The sequence below is a fragment of the Pseudomonas sp. T8 genome (assembly GCF_024610635.1).
GTDB lineage: Bacteria > Pseudomonadota > Gammaproteobacteria > Pseudomonadales > Pseudomonadaceae > Aquipseudomonas > Aquipseudomonas chlororaphis_I.
The window spans coordinates 6834223-6860401 of the sequence record NZ_CP102374.1; the positions used below are offsets into that span (position 1 = coordinate 6834223).

Below are 26179 nucleotides of genomic sequence, written 5' to 3' on the forward strand. Positions count from 1 at the left end.
TCCGCGACCCATTCTTGAAGCGCGCCATCATACAAGAGATCGGGCTCGTGGCATGCACGGTCCCTGTAGGAGCGAGGCTTGCCCGCGATGGGGGTTTACCTGACCCATCGCGCTGCCTGGATCGCCAGCAAGCTTGGCTCCTACAGAAGCGGTGGCGTCATCGAGAACGCCGTTCAGCCGGCCTTTTTGCTCTGGTGCACGGGAAGCTCGACGCGGAAGGTGGTGCCGACACCGACCTCGCTGCGCACCGAGATGTCGCCGCGGTGCTTCTTGACGATGCCGTAGGACAGCGACAGCCCCAGCCCCGTGCCCTGGCCCACGGGCTTGGTGGTGAAAAACGGGTCGAAGATCTTCTGCAGGCTGTCCGGCGGGATGCCCGAGCCGTTGTCGGCCACTTCGATCCATACGTTTTCGCCCTCGACGCCATTGCGCAGGGTAATGGTGCCCCGTTCGTTGCCCATGGCCTGGGCGGCGTTGACGATCAGGTTCATCACCACCTGGTTGATCTGCGAAGGCAGGCACTCGACCTCCGGCAGCTCGGCGTACTCCTTGATCACGTCGGCCTTGTACTTGATCTCGGCGGCGACGATGTTCAGGGTCGAGTCGATGCCCTGTTGCAGGTTCGCCCATTGCCATTCCTGGGTCGAATCGACCCGGGAAAAGTCCTTGAGGTCCTTGACGATCTGGCTGACCCGGCCGATGCCGTCCTTGGACTCCTTGATCAGCAATGGAATGTCCTCGAGGAGGAAATCCAGCTCGATGTCCGTGCGCAGCTGTTTCAGCCGATCGCGCAGCTCGCTGGCGCCGATCCCGGTTTCGGCGTTGGCGTAAGCCTCGAGCATCTCCTGCAAGCGCTTGAAGTAATTGTCCAGGGCGCCGAGGTTGGAGGAAATGAAGCCGATCGGGTTGTTGATTTCATGGGCGACCCCGGCGGCCAACTGGCCCAGGGAGGCGAGCTTTTCCGATTGCACCAGCTGGCTTTCCAGCAGCTTGCGCTCGTCGATTTCCCGTTGCAGCGCGGCGCTAGCCTGCTTGAACGCCAGGGTGCGTTGCTCCACCCGTTCTTCCAGCTCGCTCATCTGCAGCTGCGCGCGCAAGGTCATTTCCCACTTGGTGGTGAGGGTGTTGGCCATCTGCTGGACTTCGATATTGTCGAAGGGCTTTTTCAGGATCAGCAGGCGGTCATGACCGTTCAGGCGATCGAGCAACTCGTCCCAGGAGTAATCGGAATAGGCGGTGCACACCACCACCTGCAGCAGTGGGTCGTGTTTCCACAACTCTTCGATGGTTTGCGCGCCATCCCAGCCATCGGGCATGCGCATGTCGACAAAGGCCAGGGCATAGGGCTGGCCCTTGCTCGCCGCCTCCAGCAGTTTGCCCAGGCCTTCCTGGCCACCGTAGGCCGAGTCCAGTTCGAACACCGTGGCGGCGGTTTTCGGCGCACTGCCGAACAGCGTGCTTTCCATTGCATCGAGGTCGGCGCTGTCGCCGGTCTTGGGGGTGAGGATCTTGCGGAAGTCGTCGTGGATCGTAGGGGTGTCGTCGATCAGCAGGACGCGCCGGTTTATCGGGTTGTTCATGACTCACCTTCGGCGGGGATCAAGGGGATCTGCAGGACGAACAGCGCGCCTTTGCCCGGACCGTCGCTGTGGGCGGTCAGGTGGCCATTCATCTCGATGGCCGCCAGTGCGCAACTGTGCAGGCCGAACCCATGGCCTTCCTTACGGGTGGTGAAGCCGTGGGCGAAGATGCGGGTCATGTTTTCCGGGGCGATGCCTTCGCCTTCGTCGCGCACGCTGATCTGCAAGGTTTCGCCGTCGACCACCGCTGCCGCCAGGGTCATGTTGCGCGTCTGGTTGGCCAGGTCGGACATGGCGTACTTGGCGTTGCTGATCAGGTTGATCAGGATCAGCAGCAGGCGGTGTTTGTCGCCCATGATCCGCGGCACATCGGCGTAATCCTTGAGCACGGTCACATGATGGCGGGTGAGGGCGCCGGAGTTCATGCGCAGCGCGTCTTCGAGCAGCTCGCTGATCGACAGGGGTTCCAGCAGGCTGCTGGCACCCGCATAGGATTGCTGGGTGGCGACGATGTCCTTGATGTGATCGACGCTTTTGCTCAGTTGCGTCAGCTCCTCGGTCATGCCTTGCTGTTCCAGGTCGATGGCCTCGACCAGCTGGTTCAGGTAGCCGGGCAGCAACTTGCCTTTTGCATCCTCGGTGAGAAAGTTGCCCAGGTCCTCTTTGTGCTCGTTGATCAGTTGCATCGCCTTGCCCAGCCCCTGGGCCTTGCTGTTGCGCAGCTTGCGGCTGACCAGGTCGGCGGAGATGTTCACGCTGTTGAGCACGTTGCCGACGTTGTGCAGGACGTTGGTGGCGATTTCCGCCATGCCGGCCTGGCGGGCGGTGTCGAGCAGCTCGCTCTGGGTGTCCTTGAGCTGGCGCGTGCGCTCTTCGACCCTTTGCTCGAGTTCGTCGTTGGCGGTCACCAGGGCCCGGTTCATCTGGTTGATCTCGGCAAAGCTGCGGATCAGGCGGATGCCCAGCCAGATCAGCAGCAGCACCAGCAGCGCGGAAAACAGCAGCAGGTAGAAATGGTACTGCTGGTCGACGGTCTCGGCCTGCTGCTGGTCGCGGTTGAGCAGGACGGTGATGTCGTCCAGGCGTTCGTCGACCGGCACCACTTCTATTTCCTCGAGCAGGCGGTTGACCTTGGGTTGCTCGCGCAGGATCAGCCCGACGTGGTTGCTGAGGGTATCGATCAGCTCATGGAAGTCCGTGGGCAAGCGCTCCTTGTTGACCGCCAGCTTGTTCAGGCCCACCAGGATGTCCGCGGCCCGGTCGGCGGAGGTGACCTGGGCGAACTCCAGGCTGCTGAGCAACAGGTCGTAGGTATCGGTGGCGATGTTCTGCAACTGCAATTTGTCCACGTCCTGCAGTTGCGCCAGCTCCTGCTGGATGTCGTCCTCGGCGGTCGGCAGGAAGGCCAGGGAGTTGCGCAGCACGGAGTTGTGCGACTTGAACTGTTCCACCAGCCGGGTCTTTTCCTTTATCGCGCTCAGGTAGCCGTCATGGGCGTTGCGCCACAGCGGCGAATCGTTGCGCTGGTTCTGCGCCTCTATCGAGTCGAATTTCTGCCACAGGCGCGTCATTTCGCCCAGGGGTGAAACCAGTGGGTCGTAGTTGTGGGTGATGGCCACCCTGGCCTTGAGTATTTCGTTCTCCCACAGCGAATCCTGCTGCTTGATCTGGCGGATCAGGTCGCGGGATTCGGTGTAGGTCACGGTCTGGTCGGACCTGGACTTGAGGTAGAGAAACAACAGGATCGAAGCCAGCAGGGCCGCCAGGGCGGACAGCAGCAGGATGCTCACGCGACGGGATACTTTCATAAGGGTTTGCCTTCCCACTCGCCGGTCAGGGTCTTGAGAAACTTGACGATCAGGCGTTTGTCTTCCTCGGACGGTGTACGCCCCAACTGGTACTTGAACATCACCGTCACGGCGCCTTCGAGGGTGGCTTGCGAACCGTCGTGGAAGTACGGCGCGGTGACCGCGACGTTACGCAGGCTCGGTACCTTGAACACATTGCGGTCTTCTTCTTCGCCCGTGACATTGAACCGTCCCAGGTCGGCCTCGGTCGGATTGCCCCGGGCCGCGAAGTAGTCGCCGAGCACGCCGAATTTCTGGAACATGTTGCCGCCGATATTCACCCCCTGGTGACAGGCGATGCAGCCGTATTCCTGGAAGCGCTGGTAGCCGTACTTTTCCTCGATGTCGAGGATCTCGGTGTTGCCCGCCAGGTACTGGTCGAAGCGCGAGTTGACACTGAGCAGGGTGCGCTCGTAGTCGGCCAGGGCGCCCTGGATATTGCTCTGGGTCACGGCGTCGGGGTAGGCGTCGGCGAAGGCGGTGCGATAGGCCGGGTCGTCGGCAATGCGTTGCACCACGACTTTCCAGTCGCTGCCCATTTCACTGGGGCTCTGCACCACGATATGCACCTGGTCTTCCAGGGTCTCGACCCGACCGTCCCAGAACTGATGGAAGTTCAGGCTGGCGTTGAACACGCTCGGGGTATTGACCACCACCGGCTTGCCATCGAAACCCAGGGAGTGCGGGACGGTGTCGGCACCACCTTGGTCGAGGCGATGGCAACTGGCGCATGACAGGCTGTTGTTCACCGACAGGCGTGGGTCGTTGAACAGTCGTCGTCCCAGTTCGACCCGTTTGCTGTCCAGCACCGGAACTGCGGGGAGGGGTTTGAGCGGTCCTTCCAGTGGCGCAGCCGCGGCGCCTGGAGCGAACAGCAAGCCAGTCGAAAGGAGTAAGACGAGTGACAACATGGAGGTTTCCTTACCAGGCACAACTTCATGGATGGGGCAGGTGAGGTTGCAGGGAGTCGACCAGGAAGCGGGCGAAGGCGTCGGGCTCCACGGCCTTGCTGAAGTAGAAGCCCTGGCCTTCCTCGCAATGGTGGCGCTTGAGGAAGTCCAGTTGCTCGAGGGTCTCGATCCCTTCGGCGATGATGCTCAGGTTGAGGCTCTTGCCCAGGTCGATGATGCTGCTGACCAGTTTCGCGTCGTTGCTGTCGGTACCCAGGTCACGCACGAACGACTGGTCGATCTTCAGCACGTCGACCGGGAACTTCTGCAGGTAACTCAAGCTCGAGTAGCCGGTGCCAAAGTCGTCGATGGCCAGGCGCACGCCCAGTTGCTTGATGGCGCGGAGCGTGGCGATGGTGGCGTCGACGTTCTGCATCAGCACGCTTTCGGTGATTTCCAGCTCCAGCAGCTTCGGGGCGAGCCCGGTCTCGGTCAGCGTGCGGGTGAGACGCTCGACGTAGTCGCGCTGGCGAAAATCGATGGCCGACACGTTCACCGACATGCAGATGGGGGGCAGGCCCTGCTTTTGCCAGGCCTGGGATTGCAGGCAGGCTTGGCGCAATACCCATTGGCTGAGGGCGACGATCAATCCGCTGTCTTCGGCCACCGGGATGAAGGCCGAGGGGAACACCCAGCCATGGCCGGGCCGGTTCCAGCGCACCAGCGCTTCGGCGCCGACCACCGTGCCCCGGGCCAGGTCCAGCTTGGGCTGGTAGTGCAGGACGAACTCTTCGCGCTGCAACGCCAGGCGCAGGCCGGTTTCCAGGGTCTGCTGCTGGCGCGCGCGCAGGTTCATGTCGTCGATGAAAAAACTGAAGTCGTTGGGGCCGCAATCCTTGACGTTGCGCATGGCGGTCTCGGCCTTCTTGATCAGCGTTACGGCATCGGAACCGTCGTCGGGGTAGATGCTGATGCCCAGGCTGGCGGTGACCGTCAGGTCGTGGCCTGCCACGGAGTGAGGGGTATTGACGGCGGCCAGGAGTTTTTCGGCCACCCCTCGGGTCTGCTGCGGATGCAGGATGTCGCCGAGAATCACCACGAACTCGTCCGAACCGTAGCGAAACACCGAGTCGGACTCGCGCACCGCCGCCGCCAGGCTCTGGGCGACGAGCTTGAGCATTTCGTCTCCCGCCGGGTGCCCGAGGGCATTGTTGATGCGTTTGAAACGGTCCAGGCCGATGAACATCACCGCCAGCTTGCGGTCATGACGGCGTGACTGTGACAGGTGCTGGGTCAGGCGGTCGCCCAGCAAGGTGCTGTTGGGCAGCCCGGTGAGCACATCGTAATGCAGCAGGTGCGACACGCTCAGCAGTTCCTGGACCCGTTCCTCGATGGTCTGTTCCAGGTTGCGCATCTTGCTCGCCACGTCCTGCGCCAGTTGCCACTTCCAGGTCAGGGCACTGGCCATCTGGCGGATCTCCAGGCTGTCGAATGGCTTTTTCAGGATCAACAGCTGGTCGCCGAACTCGATGCGCTCGGCCATGGCTTCCCAGGAGTAATCGGAGAACGCCGTGCATAAAGCGATCTGCAACTGCGGGTCGGTTTTCCAGAGACGTTCGACGGTCTGCAGGCCATCCCAGCCGGGTGGCATGCGCATGTCGATGAAAGCCAGGGCATACGGCCGGCCTTCGGCCTGGGCGCGCTTGACCAGTTCCACGGCCTCTTCGCCCTGGTAGGCGGAGTCGATCTGGAAGTGCTGGTGAGGCCTGCTGTTGACGCCGAACAGCAAGGCTTCGGTGCTGCCCAACAGCCCTTCGTCTTCGGGGCTGAGGATCTTGCGAAAATCCTGATGGATCGCCGGTGTGTCGTCGATGATCAGAATCCGCCGGTTGGGCGCCACGGATAAAGGGCTCACCTGAAATGCTCCGACGTGGGATCCGCCGACCAGGCACTGCCATCCATAGCGACAGACCTGGCCTTGAGCAGTTCGCCAGCCTGGTCGCTGTCGACTGCCGTACCAAGTGAGTGCCCCAGTGGCGTGCCGCTGGATATCAGGGTGGTGCGCTGCTCCTGGGTTTCCACCCCTTCAGCGGTGACCCCGATCCCCACCTCGCGGGCGAAGTTGAGGATGGCCCGCAGCGTCATGGCGTTGTCCGGGTCGCTGCTGGCGCTGTCGAGAAAACGCTGGGCAAGCTTGAGGTGGTTGACCCTGTAGGTCTTGAGGTAGTCGAACGAGGAATACTCGGTGCCGAAATCGTCGATGGCGATCTTCACGCCCAGATCGCACAACCTCGGCAGGATATCGTTGTGGGTCCACTTGGTCTGGGCCAGGGTACCCTCGGTGACGTCGAATCTCAGGTCCCACGGGCACAGGCCCCAGCGCGTGGTGGTGCGCAGCACGTCGTAGATCAGTTCCGATCCGGTCTTGAGCTGGACCAGGGACAAATGGATCGCAATCAACGGCGGCGCCACGTTCTGGTCGCGCCAGGCGCTCATCTGCCGGCAAGCCTGGTCCAGCAGCCAATGGCCGAGAGCGATGACGATGCCGGTCTTCTCGGCCGCGGGCATGAAATCCTCGGCCTCGAGCCAGCCGCGCCGGGGGTGGAGCCAACGGACCTGCGCTGCCATGCCGAGGATCCTGCCGGTACCGAGATCGACTTCCGGCAGGTAATGCAGGTGCAGTTCGTCGCGTTCCAGGGCCAGCTTCAACTCGTTGGCCAGGGTCACCCGCTCCGTGACTTCCCGGTTGATTTCCTCGCTGTGGAAATGGAACTGGTTGCGGCCCTGGTCCTTGGAGCGATACAGCGCCATGTCCGACTGCGCCATCAGGCTGTCGGCGCTCAGGGTCTGCGGGCTGTAGAGGCTGATGCCGATGCTCACCGAGATACGCACCTCGTTACCTTCCAGCGAGTAGGGCAGCACCAGGGTGTCGCGGATTTTCGTCGCCAGCGCGGCGCAGTGCGTGGCCTCGTCGACGTCCAGTTGCAGGATCGCGAACTCGTCGCCACCCAGGCGCGCCACCACATCGTTTTCCCGGGTACAGGCCCTGATACGTCGGGACACTTCCTGCAACAACAGGTCGCCGATGGGGTGGCCGAGGGTGTCGTTGATGCGCTTGAAGTGGTCCAGGTCCAGGTAAAACATCGCGAAGGGCGAGGATCCCCGCCGGGCCGCGGCGAATGCCTGGTGCAGGCGCTCGATCAGGGTGGCGCGGTTGGCCAGCCCGGTCAGGCTGTCGGTGCGGGCCATCAGGGCCATCTTTTCTTCGGCTAGCTTGCGTTCGGTGATGTCGAGGATGATCCCTTCCACTTCGACCAGTTGGCCCTGGTCGTTGCGCACCGGGATGTAGCGGTTTTCCACCCAGCGGAAGGCACCGTCGCCGGTGCGCATGCGGAACTCGATGGACGCTCCCGCCACATCCCGGTCGAGGACCCGGAGCATGGCGCTCTCGACCTTGGCCTGGTCATCGGGGTGGATCAGCGTCTGGGCCCAGTCGGCCGAGGCCACCAGTTGCGCCGCCACATGGCCGAACTTGGTGATGTTGTGGGAGATGTACATCAACTTGAACGACGGCTCGCCGCGCAGGCGATAGAGGATGGTGGGGCTGTTCTGCACGATGATGTTGGCATCGGCCAGCTCGCGGGTGCGTTCCTCGACCGCCTGTTCCAACTGGTCCATTTTCAGCGCGGCGTCTTCGGTCATCTGCCATTTGACGGTCAGGGCGCTGGCCATCTGGCGGATCTCGATGGCATCGAAGGGCTTTTTCAGGATCAGCAGGCGGTCGCCCAGTTGCAGGCGCTCGGCGATGTCTTCCCACGAGTAGTCGGAGTAGGCGGTGCACAGGGCGATTTGCAGCTTGGGGTCGACCTGCCACAGCCGCTCGATGGTTTCCAGGCCGTCCCAGCCAGGCGGCATGCGCATGTCGATGAAGGCCATGGCATAGGGCGCATTGCGTTCCAGCGCCGCTTGCACCATGTTCAGCGCCTCCCGGCCCTGGAACGCCGAGTCGAGGAAAAAATGCTCCAGCGCGGCACTCACGGGCGTACCGAACAGGGCGGCCTCGGCGTCGCTGAGGCCGTCTTCGGGGGCATCCGTGGCGGCGAGGATCTTGCGGAAATCCTCGTGGATCGACGCCGTGTCGTCGACGATCAGAATTCGCCGGTTGGTCCGGTCTGCCGACGCCATCATCGTCGTGCTCCAACCCAGCGCGGGGACCTTATAGATAGGCTCATCGGGCTTCCCTTCCTGCTTCCTGGACATGCAATCCATTTTCGCCTTGAGCATAGTCAGGCTCCCCTGTATGCGCTAATCGGCCGGCGTCAAATCCATGCCGAAACGCTACAAGTCATCTAGCCTGTCCCAGAAGGCAGGTCTGATCGAAGTCAAAGGGGAGGGGGAGACATGGAAGAACATACAGCGGGCGCAGCCCAGGACAGATCGACGGTACTGCTGGTCGACGATGAGGAATCGATTCTCAATAGCCTTCGCCGGCTGTTACGCAGCCAGCCTTACGACATCCTGCTGGCCGACAGCGGTACCAAGGCCCTGGAAATCCTCGAGCAGCGGCCGGTCGACGTGGTCATGAGCGACGCCCGAATGCCGGGCATGGACGGAGCGACCTTGCTGGCCCATATCCATCAGCGTTATCCATCGACGCTGCGCATCCTGCTCACCGGTTATGCCGACATGACGTTGATCGCCAAGGCCATCAACGAAGGGCAGATCCATCGCTATATCAGCAAGCCCTGGAACGACGAGGACATGCTGGTGACGCTGCGTCAGGCCCTGGCCCATCACCATTCCGAAAGCGAGCGCCTGCGTCTGGAAGCGCTGACCCGGCAGCAGAACGAGCAACTGAAGAGCCTCAACTCGACCCTGGAAAAGCGCGTTGCGGCGCGCACCGCCGAGCTGCAACAGACCGCCGACATGCTCGACCTGGCCTATGAAGAGCTCAAGCGCAGCTACGTGACCGGCACCGAGGTGTTTTCGCTGCTGGCGAACCTGCGCTTGCCCAAGGCCAAGCAGACCAACCGGCAGATCATCGAACTGATTCGCGTCTACTGCATCACCCATGGCCTGGATGAAAGCGAAAGCCGCGACATGACCATGGCCGCCGCGTTGTACAACATCGGCAAGCTGAGCTGGACCGACAGCATGATGACCGCGCCGGCGGATCTGCTGCACCACACCGAGCGCGACCTGTACCGCGCCTACCCGAAACAGAGCGAATCGCTGCTGATGACCCTGGAGCCGATGAAAGACGCGGCGCGCATCATCCTGCATCACCAGGAGCGCTGGGATGGCAGTGGTTTTCCCGATCATCTCAAGGGCGAGGCGATTCCGCTGGGCTCGCGCTGGCTCAAGCTGGCCGTGGACTTCATCGAGTTGCAGCGTGGGCTGATCCTCGAACGGCAGATGAACAGCGATGAGGCGCTGCTGTTCATTCGCAAATACGCCGGCAAACTCTACGATCCGGACCTGGTGGAGGACTTCGTTGGCGTCTGCGCGGCCTATCAGAACGATGTCACCCTGGCCGATCCGACGGTCAGGGTCCTGACCACCCGGGACCTGGCTGCCGGCATGACCCTGGCGCGCAACCTGAATGCCGACAACGGCATGCTGCTGCTCAATGCCGGCAAGGTGCTGAGCGGCCCGCTGGTGGACAAACTCATCGCTTTCGAAGCGATGGAAGGGGCCAAATACAGCATCTTCGTCAAAATACCCGAAGAGCCGGAAACGGCGGCCTTAGCCGCCGGTTGAGGGACGAACGGATTAACCGCCGCTGGCGGCGACAATGCTGGCCACCTGGCGTGGCTGGCAGTTGAGATAGGGCGAGGATTTCAGCCATTGCTGGTCGGGGTACCAGGAAAACATGAACTGACCGTCCTTGAGGCGGTCGATCACCTGGCGTGCCACCTGTGGCCGCACGGCCGGGCAACCCAGGCTGCGGCCGATGCGCCCTTGGCGTCGGCTCCACAGGGGGCTCACGTAGTCGGCCGCGTGAATCACAATGTCCCGATCGCGGGCGAGGTCGTTAAAGCCTGGTTCCAGGCCGTCCATGCGCAGCGAATAACCGTGGCTGCCTTCATAACTTTCCTGGGTACGAAACAGGCCGAGGCTGGACTGGAAGCTGCCCATGCGATTGGAAAACTGGGTGGCGAAGTTTTCCCCGGATTTCTGCCCGTGGGCGACCAGGTCGCGCAGCACCAGGGTTCTTTTATTCAAATCGAAGATCCACAGGCGGCGGGCGGTGGAAGGTTGCGAATAGTCGATGACCGCCAGGTGCCGGGCCTGCCTGGCGCCGCTGTTGACGGCGCATTGCATGGCGCTCAAGGCACTTTTCAGCACTTGGGGATTGAGTTCTGGAGCGGCGTGGGCGAGGCTGTTGTAAAGCAGCGGAGTCGTGTTGTTGGCGGCGAGCGCGGGGCTGCAGATCGCGCCTAGGGTGGTCATTGCCAGGCAGAGCCGGCGCAGAAAGGTCAGCATTCTAGAGTGTCCCCACAGTCACTTTGGCTCCCGACGTCCTATCGCTCTTCTGGCAGTTCTGGTTACAGGTGGTTGGACGATTTTTCGCAGCCACTGCCGAGGTTGACCATCACCATGATGGCCATGATTGGAGTAAAGCAGTTGTTCAAAAAACACGCATGTTACTTGAGCCTTTTCCTGCTCGCTGCGCCGTTGGTCGCGACTGCTCAGGATGTACCGGTCGATCATGAGAACCCTGTGCAACTGGTATTCACTCGATTGTCCGCTGCCTGTCCGGGGTTGGCGGCGCACCTGGACATTCCCGCCCAGAGCCTGCTACAGGCCTTTTACCAACAGCAGGGTGACCAGCCGCTCTGGTCGTCCAGCGCACGTTTGGAGGCGTTGCAGGCACAGTTGCAGCAACTGGCCGACGATGGACTGGACCCGGCCGACTACCGGTCACCGGCCAGCGCGCTCGCGGGCGACGCGCTGTGCGCCGACCTGAGCTTCAGCCAGCATTACCTGCAAGCCCTGCATGACCTGCATTACGGCCGTCTGTCGCAAGCCCGTTTCGAGCCGATGTGGCACGCCCACCCCTTGCAGCTGGATCGCCAGGCGCAGGTGCTCGCCATTGCTGGGCCCGGCCTGCAAGACATCCCGGCGGCCTTCGCGCTGGCGCGGCCGAGCCTCGAGCAATATCAGAACCTGCGCCAGCTGTATGCCCAGCAGCGCCAACTGGAGTTGCCCCATTGGCAACCGCTGCCCAGCGGGCCGCTGCTGCGTCCGCAGATGCAGGACGCGCGGGTGCCGGAGTTGGCGCAACGGCTGTTCAAGGAGGGATACCTGAGCACCCTTGGCAACGGGGGCGATACCCTTTACAGCGGCGATCTGGTGAGCGCGGTGAAAAGCTTCCAGCTCAGCCATTCGCTGCAAGCCGACGGGGTGATCGGTGCGGGGACCTTGAATGAACTGAATATCAGCCCGCAGATGCGCCGCGAACAGCTGCGCATCAACCTCGAACGCTTTCGCTGGCTGGCGCAGGACATGGAACCCGACAGCCTGCTGGTCAACCTGGCCGCGGCGCAGTTGATCGTCTATCAGGACGGCGTACCGGTGTGGCAGACCCGGACCCAGGTGGGGCGTGCCGAGCGCCAGACGCCCTTGCTGAAATCCCAGGTCACACGCCTGACCCTGAACCCGACCTGGACGGTGCCGCCGACCATTTTCCGCGAAGACAAACTGCCGGAAATTCGCCGTGACCAGTCCTTCCTCAATCGGCAGAACCTGCAGGTGCTCGATAGCGAGGGGCATCCCCTGGCGGTGGAAGATATCGACTGGGACAACCCCGGCAATATCCTCCTACGCCAGGAGGCCGGGCCGAGAAACCCGCTGGGGCAGATGGCGATCCGGTTCCCCAACCCATTCTCGGTGTACCTGCACGACACGCCCAGCCAGGCGTTGTTCAACAAGGGGCCGAGGGCCTTCAGTTCGGGCTGCGTACGGGTCGAGCATGCGTTGCAGCTGCGCGATCTGCTGGTGAGTCCGGCGGAGCGGGTGCGTACCGACGAGTTGCTGAGCACCGGGCTCACGCATGAGTTCAGGCTGTCGACGCCGGTACCCATCCTGCTCACGTACTGGACGGCGCAAGCCGACAGCCATGGCCAGCTGTCCTATGCCCCGGACATCTACGGACGGGACGCGGCCTTGCTGGTGGCGCTGAACAGCAAGCTTTGAGCGCCTGGCCATGGGCATGGGAGCGCTGTGCCTTTGGTCAGGAACTGCTGAACATCCGCCGGCGCGCGACGATCTGAATAAATAAGAGGGCCATAAAGGAGAACCAAAATGGTTCAGCGTCGCCGCCACCACATCTCGCAGCTGTCCCTTCGTATCGAAGGGCTGCGGGCCAATGTCCTGCAATTCAAGCAGGATGAGTTCCAGATCCAGCAAGCCCTGTGCGGTGCTTCGGCGACAGCGAGGGTGCGCGATCTGGAGGATGCCTTCGATGAGATCCGGGAATCGATCAACCACACCGAGGCCTTGCTGGAAGCCCTGGTCTAGGTCGCGGGAGGCGTGGGGGAAGAGGGCGCAGGAGCCTGCCAGGCCGCTGGCCGATAAAGGGGCCCGGCACAGGACCGGATTCGCGGCTCCAGCTGCAGGCACCGCTACGCGATTGATGAAAACCCGGCCATTGCGCCGGGTTTTTTATGGCGACGCGAATGGCTATCATCGCTCGGTGATTTTTCAGCGTAGGTTGCCATGGCCTTTTTCGAGTTATTCGATCAATTCATGAGAAGCATGCTGGCGGCCTGGCTCTTTGTCGGTATCTGCCAGCTGGCCCGGTTCGTCTTCTCGCAGGCCCCGTCCAGGTTGTCCGGATGGATCACCCTCGCCGGGCTGGCCTTCTTGATGGTGTACCCCTGTGGGTGGGACTGGGCTTCCGGCTTCATGGAAAACGCCTGGGTGGCGATGTGCAGGGTCTACCAGCATTCGGCCTCTCAACTGGCGCTGTTTCTGGCCGATGCGGCGGGCGCGGCATTGGGCGGCCTGGTCGCCTACCTGATGTCCCGTTATGTCATGGCCGCCCCGGCGCCACTGAAACCTGCCGGCTGAAGCGCTGACAGATACAAAAACAGCCTCGCCACTTGTGCGGGGCTTTTTATGGCCTTCGGAAAATCTGTCTCTAACTCTTGATGGGGGCCTATCGACTGGCATGAATCAATGGGCTGTGCCTTACTCGAACTTCATTTACTGAGGGATGCGGCCATGACTGAGCGCCATTTGAACCACAGTGAAACCCTTTCCAATGGGTGCAAGATCAAGGTGCGATCAGAGATCCTCAGAGATGGCTCGCTCAAGATGTTCATTGGCATCTACAAGCCGGATGGCAGCGTTATTGTCGAGGATAATGACCTGGCCCCGGATGGCCTGGATATGGAGGATGCGTTTGAGTGGGGGATCGACAGGGCCAAGAAGATTGGCAGCGAGCAGAAGGTGCAATGACAGGTCATGCCGCGCGCTAAATAAGCCGGCATGCAGAGAACCAGGTAAATTGGCCGGCCAAGGAACTGAATGGATGCTAGAGCATGTTCAAGTTGAACGCCCTGGTGCCGGAACTGATCGTTTCGGACCTGCAGCAGAGTCTGTATTTCTACTGTGACGTGTTGGGTTTCAGGGTCGAGTACGACCGACCCGAAGACAAGTTTGCCTTTCTCTCCTTTGGCAACAGCCAGATCATGCTGGAGCAGGACTGGCATGACGATTCACCCTGGCGTGTGGGCCCCCTGGAGCCTCCCTACGGACGTGGCATGAACCTCTCCATCGAGTGTCCGGATGCCTTTGCCCTGGTTTGTGCACTGGAGAAGGCTGGTTGCGCGATCAGGAGATCCGTCGAAGAGCATTGGTACCGCAGCAATGACCGGCAATTCGGGCAGAGGAATTTCCTGGTCCTGGACCCTGACGGTTATCTGCTTCGTTTTGCAGAAGATATTGGCGTGAAATAACTGCCAAACAGCACCGGAAGCTCGAACGGTTCGACAGGTATCACGCCATTTGCCGGCTATCCGTTACGGCAGGGGCTGCCCGCGATTCAGGCGTAAAATGGCGGTGCTACCTCGTCAAAAGGAGTCCCATATGATCGCCGACCAAGTAAGCAAGCAGGCGTCGGAACAAAGAGTCTGGGATCAATACTTCTGCGCTGCGTTGATTGCCGAAAGCAACCTGACGGCACCGGTCGTAGGAGTGGCCACTCACGAAGACAGGCAGAACCTGTTGATCGAAAGAGCCAAGACGCTCGCCGACAAGATGATGGAATCCAGAAAATAACCAGAGCCCGGCCATAGTGCCGGGCTTTTTGCATCCTTCTCCTTGCACATGACCAAGGTCTGCCGACCGTTATACCCATGATGACGGTGCTCTGTGGTATCGATTGAGCACTCGACCCTCAGACTTTCTCGATGCAGGTACAAGCCGGTTTTCAAGGGCAAATGTATGCCGTAGGCGCCGGCCAGGCGATTCCAGATCCAGATGGACGGCTGGGCAGGTAACTTGTTGATACAAATATGAGTACGTATCATTTAGTTTCAAATCAAGGGTGCGAGGGAGTGCATTGCCCACATAAGAATAAGGTCAAGGTAATGCTCAAAATGCTACTCGTGTATGGTCATCTGATTGCCACCTGTATTGCTCTGGGGAGGGTGTTACAGGCTGATCAAAAGCTCTGGAGCTGGCGCAAGGATGTGCTGGGCCAGGTGCAGCGTGAGTACCTCGACGAGACTCAAAAGATCGTCATGCTCGCGCTATTGGCTCTTTGGGGAAGTGGCTTGTTGCTGGTGCTCCAAGGCTACCTCTATGAGGGCAGTGCGTATCTGCTCAATCAAAAACTCTGGGCCAAGGCCAGTGTCGTCGCGCTGCTTAGCCTCAACGGCGCTTTGTTGCATCGGATCGGTTTCCCGCTGCTGCAGAAGGCTCCTTTTGCCTCGTTACCCAACTCCGCCCGTACTCGCCTTGCTCTCTTGGGCGCGCTCTCCATGAGTGGCTGGTTATTTGCCGCCTTCCTGGGGGTGGCTCGAGCGTGGAATAACACACTGCCTTACTTGCATGTGATGGGTGTCTTTGCCGTGTTCGCGTTGTTTGCCTGTGTCGTGGCGCTGATAGTCGCCAATACCGCGGGCGCTATGGATGATGAGTGGTCGCGCACTGGCAGCAAGTGAGGTTTGGATCTGTCATGCATTGTGCTGCGAGTGCCGTATAGCGTGCTGTAGAGGCTCTGGACCTTCGGCGTACCAAAATGTAACCAGCGTCAATTAGCCCGTTCATGGTCGAGTTTGCGCTTTGCATCAGAACTATCGCTGAGCGTAATGGCATCTGGGGCATCGGAGCTGAAGTAAACTCCGGCGAATTTGACCGAAGGGACGCGATCATGAATTGGCAAATCAGACAGGCCGTCTTGAGCGATATCGAATGGTTGGTGCGTGTGGATCCTATAGCGGCAAAAGACCACGGCCGTCGAGCACAAATAGAAAGGGTAGTAGGCTCGGGCGAATGCTGGGTTGCTTGTGAGCCGAACGATCCCCGTGTCCCGATCGGTTACGGCTGCTTGGACAAAAGCTTTTTCGGGGAGTGGTTCATCCCGCTTGTAGTCGTTTCAAACGCTCATAGACGTTCTGGTGCAGGTAGGCAAATCATTGCTCACTTGGAGCATTGCTCCTCTGCCAGAAAGATCTTCACTTCGACCAACACGTCCAATACACCCATGCGGCAATTGTTGGTACAGAGTGGATATCAATACAGCGGGACTGTGGAGAATCTTGACCCTGGTGATCCAGAGCTGATTTTTGTGAAATTTTTGAATTAACTCCGCACAACAACGGCGGCAAGGTCTTCACCATCCATGTTGCGCTGTCGACGCTGGTTACCTTTGCGGCGGGACTCCCAAAAGCAGCATCGATCCTCAAACCCCAGAAACGAAAAAGCCCCGAATAATCGGGGCTTTAGCGTGACGAATATGGCGGAGGCGATGGGATTCGAACTCATGGACCTGTTACAGTCGACGGTTTTCAAGACCGATATAGCTAGGCAAGCAGGCTGCGCCTTGTAGAGGATTTCCGTTCCATTACTTACAATTTTCAGCACCTCTACAGACCGCGTTCTACAAGGGGGCGGATTTGAGTTATGGAACGGATTTTCGGGCTATTTTGATGGCTTCGCGATCGCGCCGACGCGACGATAAACGCGCTCTGTGATGTCGCCTTTTGTGTGGCCGAGCAAAAGGCTTGCCTCGCCTACGTCTGCAATCTCTGAGGCTGCTTTTGGCCGGATGTCTCGGAACTGGAAGCCGCCGATCTTTGCCGCCAGCAGCTCGTCGCCAATCTCCAGTGCCGCCGATTTCGCCTTTTCGCGGGCAGCATCCCAGCGTTTCCTCAGCATCGTGGCTGTCATCCGCTTTCCATGCCGGCTGACGATCAGGTAGCTCGACACATGCTGGGCATTGCGCGCGGCAATTTCCGCGATCAGCCGGCCCAGGCTGTTCGCTTCACCCCCAGCAGTCAGCTGAATGCGCAGCTTCTTGTGCGTCTTATTCTGCTGCACTCCTAGATATCCACCATCGATATCATCCTTGCGCATGATCAGGACGTCTGCCGGCCGCTGCCCGGTCAGGTACGCCAAATCCATAGCGTCTTTCAGCTCTTGAGCTGCCTTCCTGTACACCGCATCCCACACCAAGTCGTTCGCGTAGTAATCCCTCGGCGTTTCCTTGTTCTTGCGCACGCCCTGGCAAGGGTTTTCTTTCGTCGTCAGACCCCACTCCCGGGCGATGTTGAAAATGTGGGACAGCGTGGCAATCTCTCGGTTTGCCCGAACCTTTGCCGAACGAGCATCCCGGTAACCGGCAATCGTTGCCGGCGTGATCGAGTCAATCGGCGCACCGTCGAACATTGGTCGCAGCTGCTTGATCTCCGCCAGGTTGTCCTTCTGGGTTCGCGGCGCTTTCTTGGGCACCACCTCGCGGATATACCGGTCGAAGATACCTTTCATGGTGCGCAGGTCGAGCGGCTTTTCCTTGGCTTCGAGCTCGGCCCATTTGAGCCTGGCTTTGTCTAGGTCCTTGCCCAGTGGAATGTCTTTGCCGAGCAGGTCGCGGTAGTAATACGCGGTCCAGGTACTGCCGTTTTTTCGTTTCCGTGAACGCTTGTACATCCGAGGGGGGAGGTGCTGGTGCTCGGTCTTGCGGGGGCGCATATCAGTTCACTCGCGAATAGTCAGGTGTCCATGCCGGCGCCGCCGGCGGTGGGGCTGGATCGGCAAGGGTGGGGCTGATCATGCCCAGCTTCATGCGGGCGTACATGCGACCCACCAGCGGGCGTTTGCCGCGGCTTTCGACGTACTGCCAGTTCCGGTCATCGAGCCAGCGGCGCTGGTAGGCCCTGGCCTTGTAGCCGGTGATCTCGGCGAGTTCATCGTCCGAGAGGATTTCAGATTCCATGGTGTGCTCCATGCCGCGCGTGGCGCAGAGGTGAGGAGATAAGCGAGGGCACCGTCTATCAGTGGCGCAGAGCCTGAGCTTGATGTCAGGCGGCCCTGGACTAGAATTTTCAGTGCTGTAAGGAAGTTCAACTCATAAGGAGATGAGTCATGCTTGATGAACAAGATTCGATTGATCCGCGCGAATCCTTTACTGCTGCAGTGCAAGCAGATCTGGATGGATTCACTTTCTTAGGCAACGGTCGTTGCGAAATCAAAAACAAAGAAGGAGAGAGGGCAGGCCCCAACTTCGTTGAGTCTGCAATTCAGCAGTACAAATCCTTCAAGCTGGTTTCGGCAGCCGGGTCGGGAACCTTCATGGTTCGACTGGATTACGCCGGCGGTTCCGACAAGAACCTTCACTACGTTGAAGTGACACCCAACGCTTCCTCTGAGTCGTTCAACATCCGTTCTGTTTCGATGAACAACCTCAGAGGTCTTTTCCCAGCCGGCAAGAGTTCGACCAATCTGAACTTTGCTGTTTATGGTCGGCCTTGATTTAGCTGGATAGTAGGCCCAGAGCTCCGACTGAATCCTCAGTCGGAGTTTTCATTTGTCGTGGCTCAGATCATCCGGGCCATGGTGTAAATCTTGGTGGTGCCCAGCCCAACCAGCTTCTTGACTTCTGGCAGGCGGATTTACTCGATTACTTCTGGCTCGGTGTTGCATTCGGTATTCATGGGGATTCCTCGCCCACCAATGGCAGGCCTTCAGGTTTATTCAGAATTGTGTTCGGGACAGTTGTCGCGACAGTTTGTAGAGTTGCGCCGCTCGACCGGCCCAGCGCACTTGTAAAGGGGCGAATGTGCTGGCCGGGACGAGCGCCAATTCAGATTTCGGGCGTGGGCATTTTGGAAAGCTCTGATGGTTGCCGGCGTTGCGCAAGGCTATCGTTGAGTCGTTCGCCCAGTCCGTTGTCCTGGCTATCCGTCGACTGCAACACGGGCTGTGGCGAACTCCTCACTTCCTGTTCATGCGCTCGCACTCGGCGGCCAGCTTGAGCAGATGGCGCGTTGTTGGCCGGAAGCCTTCCGTATTGGGGAAGTGCTCATGTTCATGCCCGTCCGGGTAATCCTCGAACGGGCCGTGCCAAGGCCACGTCTGGCACCACTCAACCCACACGGTGAAAGCATCCTCGCCATCACCCTGCCAGTCGGTCCCACCACCAACGGATAGGACGTGACTCACTCGCGTGTTCTGCTCGTAGGCCAGCACAGATGGCTCACCATCATCGACCCAGGCGCTCCCGAAGTTCGATGGGTAGAGTTGAACAAGGCGCTTGCTCAGCTTCTTCTCGATGCGAGCTTTCATCGCCTCGGCCCTCGGTAGATCAGCCATGCCATGTAGAGCGGGGCGAAGATCATGGCGCCACCCTCCGACCCCAGATGCAGACAGGACCTTCCTCAGTGTCGTGAATTGACAGGATGAACCATCCAGGCTCGGTAGGGTGTCGGATATCCCATGCCGAGCAATCGACCTGGCCGTCCTCCATGTAGGCGTCGAACACATCGGCATCGACGTCGCTTTCCATGCAGGTGACCTTCGTTTCCACCTGGTGGCGCGCACACCAATCATCGAATTGCGCCCGGGTGATTTCATCGTCGAATTCCGAAAGGTAATCCGGGTGCGACCACCAGCCGTCGGCATCACGTTCAACTGGTAATGGCTGAATCAAAACGGTTTCTACAGGCATGACTTCGTCCTTGGCCGCTATAGCGGCTGACTTTGATGAGGAGTTTTACTTTTCTGGTACCTGGTCTTTACTTCACAAACCAGATCACTATGAAGAGAAGGTCGTAATGGGCGAATGGTCGGATTACTTCGAGGACTTTCCGGAAGAAGACCCCGCGAATTTTGGTAAGCGAAATCCTGACTCCTTGGAGGGCGTCATGGAGTCGACAAAAAAGCGGGTTCGTGAGCGCTCGATCGCTGAGCGGGATGAGGTTCGAAAAAAACTTAGCGAAGCTTTCTCCCGAGACAACTCAAAGAAGAACTAGTCCTGGCTTTGAATGAGCAGGGATAAGGGTTGCTGCGGTGTGAATTCGCGTGCCTCCGCCGAGGCCATGGGCATTCACGACCGTCATGCGGCCAGTTGCTGCTGTTCCTGGCGCAACGCCTGTTGAACAGCCTCGACAACACGTCGCAGGTACGTGAACTTGTGATTCTCTTCGACAGCCTTGCCATCGAGTGGGTAATGCCATTCCTCGCCGAACAGCTCGGTCAACAGCGTGCTGTGGTGCCAGCATTCGTTTGCACTCTCGATGCCGCGCAGAACATCGATGTCATGCCAAAGCTCGCGGGCTTCGCCCTTACTCAGCTCGCCTAGTTCCCAGTCGTGGCGCCCGGTCTGTTGCCGGCGGCGTTGGACGATGCACTTCTTAGCCAAAGCATGCAGGGCGTTACCGCTGAACACCGTCGAACTGATACCGCGATCCAAACAGTTCAGGATGTAATCCCAACCGCAGTCTGCGACGAACTCCGCGACGGTACGCGGCCCCATCCCGCCCCAGTAGGCGTTCCAGCTGCTGTCCCAGCAGTTGATCGTGATCTTGCCCTGGGCTGTCTCATAGTTCGGGTCGGATTCAGTCGGGCAAGCGCGCCGGCCGAAGTCTTCCAGGAACACCGTGATCGGGTCGAGACGGGGTGCACCGGTGATTACCAGCTTTGTGACTGTCGAGCGCTCAACCTGTAGCGGCTCGGCCGGTTTGTTTTCTGTGGGCATGAGAAGTCCTTGCCGCTGCTGCGGCTGGCTTGAAAGGGGGGTTAGGAATATGCGTGAGCGAAAACTTGTCAGAGGACTTAAGATGCGACACTTTTCCGCCATAGAAAGCACAGGGAGCGAGCTTGTTAGAGCCTTACATACTGATCTTTGGGGCAGCTGGATTTGGCCTGCTATATCTGTGGCTTATTTGCAGAGTCCTCACTAGCGGGCTCGGGCCGGTGAAAAAGATCGCACTAGTTCTCGTACTGATCTCCGTCTTACTTTCAGCTCTGTTCGGGTCGCTTAAGTAGTATTTTTGAGAACGTCACGAACTCACAATCGGCGCGGCTCCTAACCTGGACAAATGGCAGGCTCTGCGCTGGCGGCCGGGCAGCTGCCGCAGCAGGTGTGGGGCTTTGTGGTTAGCTTGAGTGCAGCCTCGATGCGCTGCACGGTCGCGAGCGAAAGGCCGAAGGGGTCACCGTGAAGAGCTTCGGACAGGCAATACCGCAACAACTCCTCCAGCTCATCCACCCGCTGATCCTTGGCATCCAGGTCGGCCTGCAGGGCGGAGCGCTCGGCGGCGACACGGTCGAAGTCCACAACTGTCACGAACTGCATTGTCGGGTTCTCGCTCGACTGAACGAGGCCCGCTACTGTGTAGCGCTTGATCTGGTTTTCTGTAGGCATGGGGAGTCCTTGCCGGGCCATGCCCGGGCGACTGGTAGGTTTATAGGTGCCTGTCATCCATCTCGAGTAAGGGGCTAATCCCTGAAGAGGAAGATGCATGACACAAGTTCTTGAGTGGCTGGACCTGCTTATCGCAATTCTCGAACTGATCAAACTGATCATCAGTCTGTGGCGCGGAACGCAATAAACATGAGGTGATACGATGGGCCTTCACTGAACTGGGAAGGCCCATGACAAAGCACGATATCTATGACGAGCTGGAAGGATTTCAGCTCTGGAACTACATGGAGTGCGAGAAAGACGAAGAAGGCCGGGAGACTTGGCGGATCAACGTCGAGGTGAAGCGGGGCGGTGAAGTGGTGGTGCCGGTTGTTGCTGGCGATCGCACATTCCCCGACCGCGGTCTGGCCCAGGTCGCTGGCCGGGAGCTGGGCGCTAAGTTGGTGGCCGAGCGCGGTTAGGCCGCTTTCAACAAGGCCTCTATAACTCGCTGCCCCGCCAGAGGCGGCACTGCGCTTCCAGCCATGTGCATGGTATGTCGAAATGCCATCCGTTTGCTTTAGACTCTTCTCCTAAATCGGAGAGGGTAAACATGGACGCACGCAAGATGGAAACTCTGAAGCAAGAAGCGGAGCGCATTGCTCTTGAGCGGTTCGGTGCAACCTCATCGGCTGAGATCGAGTCGATTCTTGCAGTGCTGTCGTATGAGCAAACGTTGCTCCAGAAACATGGAAAGCGACAGCCAGCTGCTTATACGTGGCGCATGCTGGAAAAGCATGGGATTGTTTCGGGCGTCGAGAGAGTGGTTACCCGTGAGGCAGAAACGCAAGGCTACAAAGCTCTAGTCAGCCTTGGTTTACAGGAGTTCGCTTTTGAAGCTGTTGTGGTTAGGCATCCGGATATTTTCTCCCCTGAGGCAGTCGAGCATTCAGCTTCACGACTACGCGACTTTGAAGATTCGTTAACCTCCCGGTATAAATTTTGGTGGGTAAACCATAAGCAGACTTTTAAGGCCGAATTTGAAGGTGGCTATATTTGGTCGCCAAAAACCAATAAAAATGGTGCTCGCAACAAAACTTACGATAATTTGACCCAAGTGGAGCCTGGCGACGTTGTGGTGTCCTACGCTGATGGACATATCAAAGCGATCGGTGTCGCAATTCATAATTGCTCAGAGGCTCCAAAGCCTGAAGAATTTGGAACGATTGGTGCCAGCTGGGCTGCCAACGGGTGGTTAGTGTCGATCGACTGGATCGCATTATCGACTTGGATTTCGCCGAAGGCTCACATCGAGAAAATCCTAAAACTTCTACCGAAAAAGAATTCACCTCTACAGCCAAATGGTAACGGTAACCAGGGCTGTTATCTGGCGGCCATTTCGATTGCATTAGGTAAAGTAATTCTTAACCTTTTAGATGACGTTGATTTGGAAGCAGTAACCGCAAAGCAGATTTTAGTTTCCGTTGACGGGGAAGAGCTGAAAGATAGTGGCCGTTTGCCTGCGGAAGAGTTACGCAAAGTTACTGCTGAATATATTTGGAAGGCAGTACAGAATCTTCTTCAAGGCGCTCAGACCAAGGATTTTGGACCTTCTATCGACTACGATTTATTGGTTGAAGCGAACGTAAGGCTAGCCCCTAAGCAGGTCTTCGGCCTGGCCGCAACGGAAGCACTGGGATTCAATGTGATGCCGAAGCACTTTACCGCGGGAAAGGGGACCGTTTGTTTCGAGCTGCTGGAGGCTGCGGGCTACCGAATCATCGCTAAAGGCGAGCAAATTGACTCCGTAGAAGTACCCATTGATGCCGAGGAACGGGAATGGGCGGAAGGCCAGCTTAAGTTGGTTATGCATCTGCGTAGGGAGCGGTCTCCAGGTCTAGCCAAAGCAAAGAGGGCGGAATTTATCAAAGCCCATGGCCGGCTTTTCTGCGAGAAGTGCGGAATAGACCCCATCGAAACCTATGGCGAGCAGGGTGAAGCCTGCATCGAGGTTCATCACGACTGTATACAGGTCGCTGATATGGGCGAGAATCACAAGACGACCCTCGATCAATTGCGATGCCTGTGCGCTAACTGTCATCGTGTATTGCACCGCAAACTGAAAGCTCAGATTGTTCACTCTGCACCAGATAACGACCAATCCGACGTTAGGTCCGCATTACTCATTTGATAATCGGCCTCAGCTATCTCGCAAAAAAAAGAGCAAGCCGGTAGCGCCTCGTTTCGGCGGGGCTCACCAGGCGGAAGGTCACGCAGAGAAAAGCGGATATTGGTCTTACGGTCGCGATGTAGGTACGAGCCTGGGCCAAGTTCATCTTGAACCTGGCACAGCACCTCAAACTGTTCCGGGAAGTCTTCACGAATTGCACGAAAATAGCCTTCACCGCCTTTCACGCAACCTATACAGTTCGCATTGTCATACCCCAAGCGATACATCAAGGGAAGCTCTATCCCAGCGCGTAAGATCATCGCCTTGCAATCCTCTTTCCCCAGGCCAGCCTCGATCAATGGCGCAATGACGGGACGATGGGGGTTCCGGTCGCGAAATCCCTCCAGGCGGTCTACTTCTTCGGCGGTGTAGCCGAACACCATTACGTCACCTGGTTGTTTCCACGCATCCATCAGGCGGCGCTTGAGGAATTTTGTGCAGGGCGCCCCCCAGCGGCTCATCATGAATCGCTCACGGAGAAACACGTGCATGATGTCTGCACCGTACTTCTCGTCCCGTAGTTGCACTATTTCCTGTCCAAACCACGTCTGGCAGTCCATCAGAAACCGCCGGTTGTCTTCGTGTTCATTGGCCAGAAAGGCGTTGATGATTTGTACGTCGTGAGTGGCGCTGTATTGCGCCAGCGCCAGCTTGGTGGCCACCGCCGAGGCAGCGCCACAGCTGAATTGGCATACGATTCGTGGTTGTTGTGCGGACATTGAGGATCCTCGCCGGCTGGCGTGATTCAAGGGAAATAGGATTTGTCTTGCTATAAATTTCAATAGAGAATGCGCATGAACTAAACTACAGCTGAATTCAAATAATGAGGGACTGACAAGTGGCTATTGGCATAAAAGAAGCGGCAAGAGTGGCGGTTTCCGTAGTTGCAGATCTGTTTGATGATCAGGCGATATCTAATGTTAAGTTTGAAGAAATAAATAGACGGGGCTTTAATTGGTTGGTCACAGTAGGATTTGATCGTGTGATCGAGAGGAATCATCAGATTTTGGGTGGTGCACTTTCCTCTATGTTTCCTACAGAGAGAACGTATAAAGTTGTTGAAGTCGATTCGGATGGGGATTTAATTTCCGTTACCGATAGAATGCTTGACAAGAAATGAAGTCGCCTACGCTGATTGATACTAATTTATTGTTGTTATTAGCGGTTGGTACTTATGATGTGCGTTACATCCAAGAGCATAAAAGAACGGATAGTTTTACTGCTGAAGATTATGAGATTTTGCTGATGTTGTTGTCCGACAGTGAGTTGGTTTTGACGGCAAATATTCTTACGGAGGCGAGTAATTTGCTTTGGAGTGGTGAGGGTGATCGCAAAAAAGAAATCAGAAAAGTATTAAAGGCCATCGCAGATAACTGTTCAGAGCTTCATGTGGAAAGTCGGGCGGTGATGTCCTGTCCAGAGTTTATGCCGCTTGGTCTTACAGATGCTGGGATTTTAGAACTTAGAGATAGAGCTGGTTTGATTCTAACTCAAGATCTTGATTTGCATCTGGCAGCTTTAGAAAGAGGGTTGCAGAGTGATAATTTCACTCATTATAGAAGCCTGATCTGAAATAGCCGCGCCACAGGCGCAGGAGTCACCGCCCTGCGCCAAAGCTTCTTCTTTATTTGGGATCAAACCCACCGAGACATAGCGAGGCGTTGGTACCGATTTTCTCCTGAAATACCGTCTTGAATTCCTGGGCAATGTCTTCGCGCTGAACTCTTTCCCTACCCACCGCAACTTCAACGCCGGCTGGCGTGATTCGTAGAAGTGGGGTATTTGTGTTGCGTTCGGTGAGTACCGGATGGTGGAGCGAGAGATGATCAGTGAGTGCTGCGCGGCAGCGATGCATGAGGTCGATGAGTCCGGTGGATCGGACAGTTTTTCGGACTTCGGCCATCACGAAGAGGGCGACCTCGTCGTGACGAGATACGTCTGCCGGACCTGTGAAACGCAATGGCTCCATGAGGCGCGCGATTGCTCAGGTACAAGCACGTGGCTCCCTGGTAGCTCTACCCGCAGCTGACTCTTCGCCAGTGGCGTAATTCAAAGGTGAAGGTGTGTATGCAGAATGGGGTTACAGCGACTCTTCGCCGGTATCGATCTTGCGGAGCTCCAGCACCTCGATGCGCTGCGTGCCGTCGGTGATCACCCAGCAAGGCAGCTCAAGGTTTCGGAAGGTGCCGTGGTAGCTGCGGTAGGCGCCGAGCGCCGCCTTCCGGAATGAGTCGGCGGCGACCCGGCCAATCGGCATCGGGCTACCCCCCCCCCAATAGGCTCAGCTCGTACACCGTGGCGTTGGCGATGCGCTTCGACGCCGCGCGGATCGTGTTCGGGGAGAGCTTGAAGTCCTGGGCGACCTCGGCAACGTGCTTGTAGGTCAGGGCGTCGTGGATCTGCTGGTCGCGGGCGCCATTACGCAGGCCCGCATAGATTACTGCTTGCATAAGTTTCCTCCGGGCAGCCTTCGGCAGTGCCTGGCTGGCATGTTGCTGGTTTGTGAACTATTGGTTGATGGCCCGGCATGGAGCCGGATCAAGGAGAGACTTAGATGCCTACAGATCGTGAAATTGCATTGGAGCAGGCGCTCGTCGCTGTAATTGCAGCCGCGGAAACAGGCGGTGCGGACGTCAGGAAGATCATCGATAAGGCTGGTGTATACATCATCGATAGCGGCTGCCCTTATCAAATTGCCGGCAACAAATATGCAGTTCAGGCGGCAAAAGAGATCAGTGATGCCCATGCGCTGGTGCTATCCAGGGCTGAGTAACAAT

At 58.4% G+C, this 26179-nt stretch carries 32 protein-coding genes and 1 pseudogene; 16 read left to right on the forward strand and 17 right to left on the reverse strand.

Going from position 1 to position 26179, the window contains the following annotated elements; translation table 11 throughout:
• Positions 1-173: 173 nt before the first annotated feature.
• From NRG23_RS31040 to NRG23_RS31060, 5 genes are read right to left on the reverse strand one after another with little or no spacing between them, the layout of a single operon-like run.
• Positions 174-1580, reverse strand: coding sequence for an ATP-binding protein (locus NRG23_RS31040; protein WP_009049752.1), 1407 nt, complete (start codon positions 1578-1580; stop codon positions 174-176).
• On the reverse strand, positions 1577-3388 hold the full coding sequence (locus NRG23_RS31045; RefSeq protein ID WP_009049751.1) for a DAHL domain-containing protein: 1812 nt from the start codon (positions 3386-3388) through the stop codon (positions 1577-1579). The genes NRG23_RS31040 and NRG23_RS31045 overlap by 4 nt, the downstream gene beginning before the upstream one ends.
• Positions 3385-4338, reverse strand: a complete 954-nt coding sequence (locus tag NRG23_RS31050) for a cytochrome-c peroxidase (protein ID WP_009049750.1) — start codon at positions 4336-4338, stop codon at positions 3385-3387. Before NRG23_RS31050 ends, NRG23_RS31045 begins: the two co-directional genes overlap by 4 nt.
• A gap of 25 nt (positions 4339-4363) precedes the next feature.
• Positions 4364-6232: a GGDEF and EAL domain-containing protein gene (locus NRG23_RS31055; RefSeq protein ID WP_009049749.1), complete on the reverse strand. Its 1869-nt coding sequence runs from the start codon at positions 6230-6232 to the stop codon at positions 4364-4366.
• A complete protein-coding gene (locus NRG23_RS31060; RefSeq protein WP_041986209.1) occupies positions 6229-8505 on the reverse strand; it encodes an EAL domain-containing protein in 2277 nt (758 codons plus the stop codon). The genes NRG23_RS31055 and NRG23_RS31060 overlap by 4 nt, the downstream gene beginning before the upstream one ends.
• A 213-nt stretch (positions 8506-8718) precedes the next feature.
• Between NRG23_RS31060 and NRG23_RS31065 the strand changes: the two genes are divergently transcribed.
• Complete coding sequence (locus NRG23_RS31065) at positions 8719-10077, forward strand: HD domain-containing phosphohydrolase (protein ID WP_009049747.1); 1359 nt, start codon at positions 8719-8721, stop codon at positions 10075-10077.
• Between the two features lie 12 nt (positions 10078-10089).
• Here NRG23_RS31065 and NRG23_RS31070 read toward each other — a convergent pair whose 3' ends face one another.
• Positions 10090-10803, reverse strand: a complete 714-nt coding sequence (locus tag NRG23_RS31070; RefSeq protein WP_009049746.1) for a murein L,D-transpeptidase catalytic domain family protein — start codon at positions 10801-10803, stop codon at positions 10090-10092.
• Positions 10804-10944: 141 nt separating this feature from the next.
• Between NRG23_RS31070 and NRG23_RS31075 the strand changes: the two genes are divergently transcribed.
• From NRG23_RS31075 to NRG23_RS31110, 8 genes are all read left to right on the forward strand, one after another.
• Positions 10945-12516 (forward strand): murein L,D-transpeptidase, encoded by a 1572-nt coding sequence (locus NRG23_RS31075; protein WP_016701867.1) that lies wholly within the window; start codon positions 10945-10947, stop codon positions 12514-12516.
• A 108-nt stretch (positions 12517-12624) separates the two neighbouring features.
• Positions 12625-12840, forward strand: coding sequence for a hypothetical protein (locus tag NRG23_RS31080; RefSeq protein ID WP_257373227.1), 216 nt, complete (start codon positions 12625-12627; stop codon positions 12838-12840).
• A gap of 228 nt (positions 12841-13068) precedes the next feature.
• The gene (locus NRG23_RS31085) at positions 13069-13392 is read left to right on the forward strand and encodes a hypothetical protein (RefSeq protein ID WP_169751699.1); all 324 of its coding nucleotides are present in this window, start codon (positions 13069-13071) and stop codon (positions 13390-13392) included.
• Positions 13393-13545: 153 nt separating this feature from the next.
• The gene (locus NRG23_RS31090) at positions 13546-13782 is read left to right on the forward strand and encodes a hypothetical protein (RefSeq protein ID WP_028682827.1); all 237 of its coding nucleotides are present in this window, start codon (positions 13546-13548) and stop codon (positions 13780-13782) included.
• A gap of 83 nt (positions 13783-13865) precedes the next feature.
• Positions 13866-14282 (forward strand): VOC family protein, encoded by a 417-nt coding sequence (locus NRG23_RS31095; protein WP_009049741.1) that lies wholly within the window; start codon positions 13866-13868, stop codon positions 14280-14282.
• 130 nt (positions 14283-14412) lie between these two features.
• A complete protein-coding gene (locus NRG23_RS31100; protein WP_009049740.1) occupies positions 14413-14604 on the forward strand; it encodes a hypothetical protein in 192 nt (63 codons plus the stop codon).
• A 311-nt stretch (positions 14605-14915) separates the two neighbouring features.
• Positions 14916-15491, forward strand: coding sequence for a hypothetical protein (locus NRG23_RS31105; protein ID WP_257373229.1), 576 nt, complete (start codon positions 14916-14918; stop codon positions 15489-15491).
• A gap of 209 nt (positions 15492-15700) precedes the next feature.
• The gene (locus tag NRG23_RS31110) at positions 15701-16135 is read left to right on the forward strand and encodes a GNAT family N-acetyltransferase (RefSeq protein WP_009049738.1); all 435 of its coding nucleotides are present in this window, start codon (positions 15701-15703) and stop codon (positions 16133-16135) included.
• A gap of 335 nt (positions 16136-16470) precedes the next feature.
• Here NRG23_RS31110 and NRG23_RS31115 read toward each other — a convergent pair whose 3' ends face one another.
• A complete protein-coding gene (locus tag NRG23_RS31115; protein ID WP_257373230.1) occupies positions 16471-17520 on the reverse strand; it encodes a tyrosine-type recombinase/integrase in 1050 nt (349 codons plus the stop codon).
• Position 17521: 1 nt separating this feature from the next.
• Positions 17522-17764: a DUF4224 domain-containing protein gene (locus tag NRG23_RS31120; protein ID WP_257373231.1), complete on the reverse strand. Its 243-nt coding sequence runs from the start codon at positions 17762-17764 to the stop codon at positions 17522-17524.
• 149 nt (positions 17765-17913) lie between these two features.
• Between NRG23_RS31120 and NRG23_RS31125 the strand changes: the two genes are divergently transcribed.
• On the forward strand, positions 17914-18300 hold the full coding sequence (locus NRG23_RS31125) for a hypothetical protein (RefSeq protein ID WP_257373232.1): 387 nt from the start codon (positions 17914-17916) through the stop codon (positions 18298-18300).
• Positions 18301-18762: 462 nt separating this feature from the next.
• Here NRG23_RS31125 and NRG23_RS31130 read toward each other — a convergent pair whose 3' ends face one another.
• Both NRG23_RS31130 and NRG23_RS31135 read right to left on the reverse strand, forming a co-directional pair.
• Positions 18763-19113 (reverse strand): hypothetical protein, encoded by a 351-nt coding sequence (locus tag NRG23_RS31130; RefSeq protein WP_257373233.1) that lies wholly within the window; start codon positions 19111-19113, stop codon positions 18763-18765.
• A gap of 49 nt (positions 19114-19162) precedes the next feature.
• The gene (locus tag NRG23_RS31135; protein ID WP_257373234.1) at positions 19163-19495 is read right to left on the reverse strand and encodes a hypothetical protein; all 333 of its coding nucleotides are present in this window, start codon (positions 19493-19495) and stop codon (positions 19163-19165) included.
• Here NRG23_RS31135 and NRG23_RS31140 point away from each other — a divergent pair.
• Positions 19494-19799, forward strand: a complete 306-nt coding sequence (locus tag NRG23_RS31140) for a hypothetical protein (protein ID WP_257373235.1) — start codon at positions 19494-19496, stop codon at positions 19797-19799. The two genes, NRG23_RS31135 and NRG23_RS31140, sit on opposite strands and share 2 nt — an antisense overlap.
• Before the next feature lie 83 nt (positions 19800-19882).
• On the opposite strand, the gene NRG23_RS31145 is transcribed toward NRG23_RS31140, so the two are convergent.
• Together NRG23_RS31145 and NRG23_RS31150 are read right to left on the reverse strand one after the other, a co-directional pair.
• A complete protein-coding gene (locus NRG23_RS31145; protein ID WP_257373236.1) occupies positions 19883-20524 on the reverse strand; it encodes a hypothetical protein in 642 nt (213 codons plus the stop codon).
• A 330-nt stretch (positions 20525-20854) separates the two neighbouring features.
• On the reverse strand, positions 20855-21193 hold the full coding sequence (locus tag NRG23_RS31150) for a hypothetical protein (protein WP_257373237.1): 339 nt from the start codon (positions 21191-21193) through the stop codon (positions 20855-20857).
• Between the two features lie 230 nt (positions 21194-21423).
• Between NRG23_RS31150 and NRG23_RS31155 the strand changes: the two genes are divergently transcribed.
• Positions 21424-21654 carry a hypothetical protein gene (locus NRG23_RS31155; protein WP_257373238.1) on the forward strand — a complete coding sequence of 77 codons (231 nt, stop codon included), beginning with the start codon at positions 21424-21426 and terminating at the stop codon, positions 21652-21654.
• On the opposite strand, the pseudogene NRG23_RS31160 reads toward NRG23_RS31155, so the two are convergent.
• Positions 21651-21734: pseudogene (locus NRG23_RS31160) on the reverse strand (DNA cytosine methyltransferase); the annotation flags it as partial. The gene NRG23_RS31155 and the pseudogene NRG23_RS31160 overlap by 4 nt on opposite strands.
• A 51-nt stretch (positions 21735-21785) precedes the next feature.
• Between NRG23_RS31160 and NRG23_RS31165 the strand changes: the two are divergent.
• Complete coding sequence (locus NRG23_RS31165) at positions 21786-23363, forward strand: hypothetical protein (RefSeq protein ID WP_257373239.1); 1578 nt, start codon at positions 21786-21788, stop codon at positions 23361-23363.
• On the opposite strand, the gene NRG23_RS31170 is transcribed toward NRG23_RS31165, so the two are convergent.
• Positions 23309-24121: a hypothetical protein gene (locus NRG23_RS31170; protein ID WP_202339618.1), complete on the reverse strand. Its 813-nt coding sequence runs from the start codon at positions 24119-24121 to the stop codon at positions 23309-23311. The genes NRG23_RS31165 and NRG23_RS31170 overlap by 55 nt on opposite strands.
• Positions 24122-24240: 119 nt before the next feature.
• Here NRG23_RS31170 and NRG23_RS31175 point away from each other — a divergent pair, with 119 nt between their 5' ends.
• Both NRG23_RS31175 and NRG23_RS31180 read left to right on the forward strand, forming a co-directional pair.
• The gene (locus NRG23_RS31175; protein ID WP_202339619.1) at positions 24241-24522 is read left to right on the forward strand and encodes a hypothetical protein; all 282 of its coding nucleotides are present in this window, start codon (positions 24241-24243) and stop codon (positions 24520-24522) included.
• Entirely contained in the window at positions 24519-24974 is a 456-nt protein-coding gene (locus tag NRG23_RS31180; protein ID WP_257373240.1) for a hypothetical protein, read from the forward strand. Before NRG23_RS31175 ends, NRG23_RS31180 begins: the two co-directional genes overlap by 4 nt.
• Positions 24975-25026: 52 nt before the next feature.
• Here NRG23_RS31180 and NRG23_RS31185 read toward each other — a convergent pair whose 3' ends face one another.
• From NRG23_RS31185 to NRG23_RS31195, 3 genes are all read right to left on the reverse strand, one after another.
• Positions 25027-25371 (reverse strand): hypothetical protein, encoded by a 345-nt coding sequence (locus tag NRG23_RS31185; RefSeq protein ID WP_202339621.1) that lies wholly within the window; start codon positions 25369-25371, stop codon positions 25027-25029.
• A 111-nt stretch (positions 25372-25482) separates the two neighbouring features.
• Complete coding sequence (locus NRG23_RS31190; protein WP_257373241.1) at positions 25483-25659, reverse strand: hypothetical protein; 177 nt, start codon at positions 25657-25659, stop codon at positions 25483-25485.
• A gap of 4 nt (positions 25660-25663) precedes the next feature.
• Positions 25664-25852, reverse strand: coding sequence for a hypothetical protein (locus tag NRG23_RS31195; RefSeq protein WP_257373242.1), 189 nt, complete (start codon positions 25850-25852; stop codon positions 25664-25666).
• Between the two features lie 104 nt (positions 25853-25956).
• On the opposite strand from NRG23_RS31195, the gene NRG23_RS31200 reads away from it, so the two are divergent.
• Complete coding sequence (locus NRG23_RS31200; RefSeq protein ID WP_257373243.1) at positions 25957-26175, forward strand: hypothetical protein; 219 nt, start codon at positions 25957-25959, stop codon at positions 26173-26175.
• Positions 26176-26179: the final 4 nt, after the last annotated feature.

Bases quoted from the DNA above. Each gene is read 5' to 3' on its own strand.
- NRG23_RS31110 (WP_009049738.1), top strand. From the start codon at position 15,701: ATGAATTGGCAAATCAGACAGGCCGTCTTGAGCGATATCGAATGGTTG.
- NRG23_RS31080 (WP_257373227.1), top strand. From the start codon at position 12,625: ATGGTTCAGCGTCGCCGCCACCACATCTCGCAGCTGTCCCTTCGTATC.
- NRG23_RS31105 (WP_257373229.1), top strand. From the start codon at position 14,916: ATGCTCAAAATGCTACTCGTGTATGGTCATCTGATTGCCACCTGTATT.
- NRG23_RS31150 (WP_257373237.1), bottom strand. From the start codon at position 21,193: ATGCCTACAGAAAACCAGATCAAGCGCTACACAGTAGCGGGCCTCGTT.
- NRG23_RS31095 (WP_009049741.1), top strand. From the start codon at position 13,866: ATGTTCAAGTTGAACGCCCTGGTGCCGGAACTGATCGTTTCGGACCTG.
- NRG23_RS31060 (WP_041986209.1), bottom strand. From the start codon at position 8,505: ATGATGGCGTCGGCAGACCGGACCAACCGGCGAATTCTGATCGTCGAC.
- NRG23_RS31130 (WP_257373233.1), bottom strand. From the start codon at position 19,113: ATGAAAGCTCGCATCGAGAAGAAGCTGAGCAAGCGCCTTGTTCAACTC.
- NRG23_RS31040 (WP_009049752.1), bottom strand. From the start codon at position 1,580: ATGAACAACCCGATAAACCGGCGCGTCCTGCTGATCGACGACACCCCT.
- NRG23_RS31065 (WP_009049747.1), top strand. From the start codon at position 8,719: ATGGAAGAACATACAGCGGGCGCAGCCCAGGACAGATCGACGGTACTG.
- NRG23_RS31145 (WP_257373236.1), bottom strand. From the start codon at position 20,524: ATGCCCACAGAAAACAAACCGGCCGAGCCGCTACAGGTTGAGCGCTCG.
- NRG23_RS31195 (WP_257373242.1), bottom strand. From the start codon at position 25,852: ATGCAAGCAGTAATCTATGCGGGCCTGCGTAATGGCGCCCGCGACCAG.
- NRG23_RS31200 (WP_257373243.1), top strand. From the start codon at position 25,957: ATGCCTACAGATCGTGAAATTGCATTGGAGCAGGCGCTCGTCGCTGTA.
- NRG23_RS31165 (WP_257373239.1), top strand. From the start codon at position 21,786: ATGGACGCACGCAAGATGGAAACTCTGAAGCAAGAAGCGGAGCGCATT.
- NRG23_RS31120 (WP_257373231.1), bottom strand. From the start codon at position 17,764: ATGGAATCTGAAATCCTCTCGGACGATGAACTCGCCGAGATCACCGGC.
- NRG23_RS31170 (WP_202339618.1), bottom strand. From the start codon at position 24,121: ATGTCCGCACAACAACCACGAATCGTATGCCAATTCAGCTGTGGCGCT.
- NRG23_RS31050 (WP_009049750.1), bottom strand. From the start codon at position 4,338: ATGTTGTCACTCGTCTTACTCCTTTCGACTGGCTTGCTGTTCGCTCCA.
- NRG23_RS31140 (WP_257373235.1), top strand. From the start codon at position 19,494: ATGACTTCGTCCTTGGCCGCTATAGCGGCTGACTTTGATGAGGAGTTT.
- NRG23_RS31070 (WP_009049746.1), bottom strand. From the start codon at position 10,803: ATGCTGACCTTTCTGCGCCGGCTCTGCCTGGCAATGACCACCCTAGGC.
- NRG23_RS31125 (WP_257373232.1), top strand. From the start codon at position 17,914: ATGCTTGATGAACAAGATTCGATTGATCCGCGCGAATCCTTTACTGCT.
- NRG23_RS31090 (WP_028682827.1), top strand. From the start codon at position 13,546: ATGACTGAGCGCCATTTGAACCACAGTGAAACCCTTTCCAATGGGTGC.
- NRG23_RS31180 (WP_257373240.1), top strand. From the start codon at position 24,519: ATGAAGTCGCCTACGCTGATTGATACTAATTTATTGTTGTTATTAGCG.
- NRG23_RS31100 (WP_009049740.1), top strand. From the start codon at position 14,413: ATGATCGCCGACCAAGTAAGCAAGCAGGCGTCGGAACAAAGAGTCTGG.
- NRG23_RS31135 (WP_257373234.1), bottom strand. From the start codon at position 19,495: ATGCCTGTAGAAACCGTTTTGATTCAGCCATTACCAGTTGAACGTGAT.
- NRG23_RS31085 (WP_169751699.1), top strand. From the start codon at position 13,069: ATGAGAAGCATGCTGGCGGCCTGGCTCTTTGTCGGTATCTGCCAGCTG.
- NRG23_RS31185 (WP_202339621.1), bottom strand. From the start codon at position 25,371: ATGGAGCCATTGCGTTTCACAGGTCCGGCAGACGTATCTCGTCACGAC.
- NRG23_RS31190 (WP_257373241.1), bottom strand. From the start codon at position 25,659: ATGCCGATTGGCCGGGTCGCCGCCGACTCATTCCGGAAGGCGGCGCTC.
- NRG23_RS31045 (WP_009049751.1), bottom strand. From the start codon at position 3,388: ATGAAAGTATCCCGTCGCGTGAGCATCCTGCTGCTGTCCGCCCTGGCG.
- NRG23_RS31115 (WP_257373230.1), bottom strand. From the start codon at position 17,520: ATGCGCCCCCGCAAGACCGAGCACCAGCACCTCCCCCCTCGGATGTAC.
- NRG23_RS31155 (WP_257373238.1), top strand. From the start codon at position 21,424: ATGACAAAGCACGATATCTATGACGAGCTGGAAGGATTTCAGCTCTGG.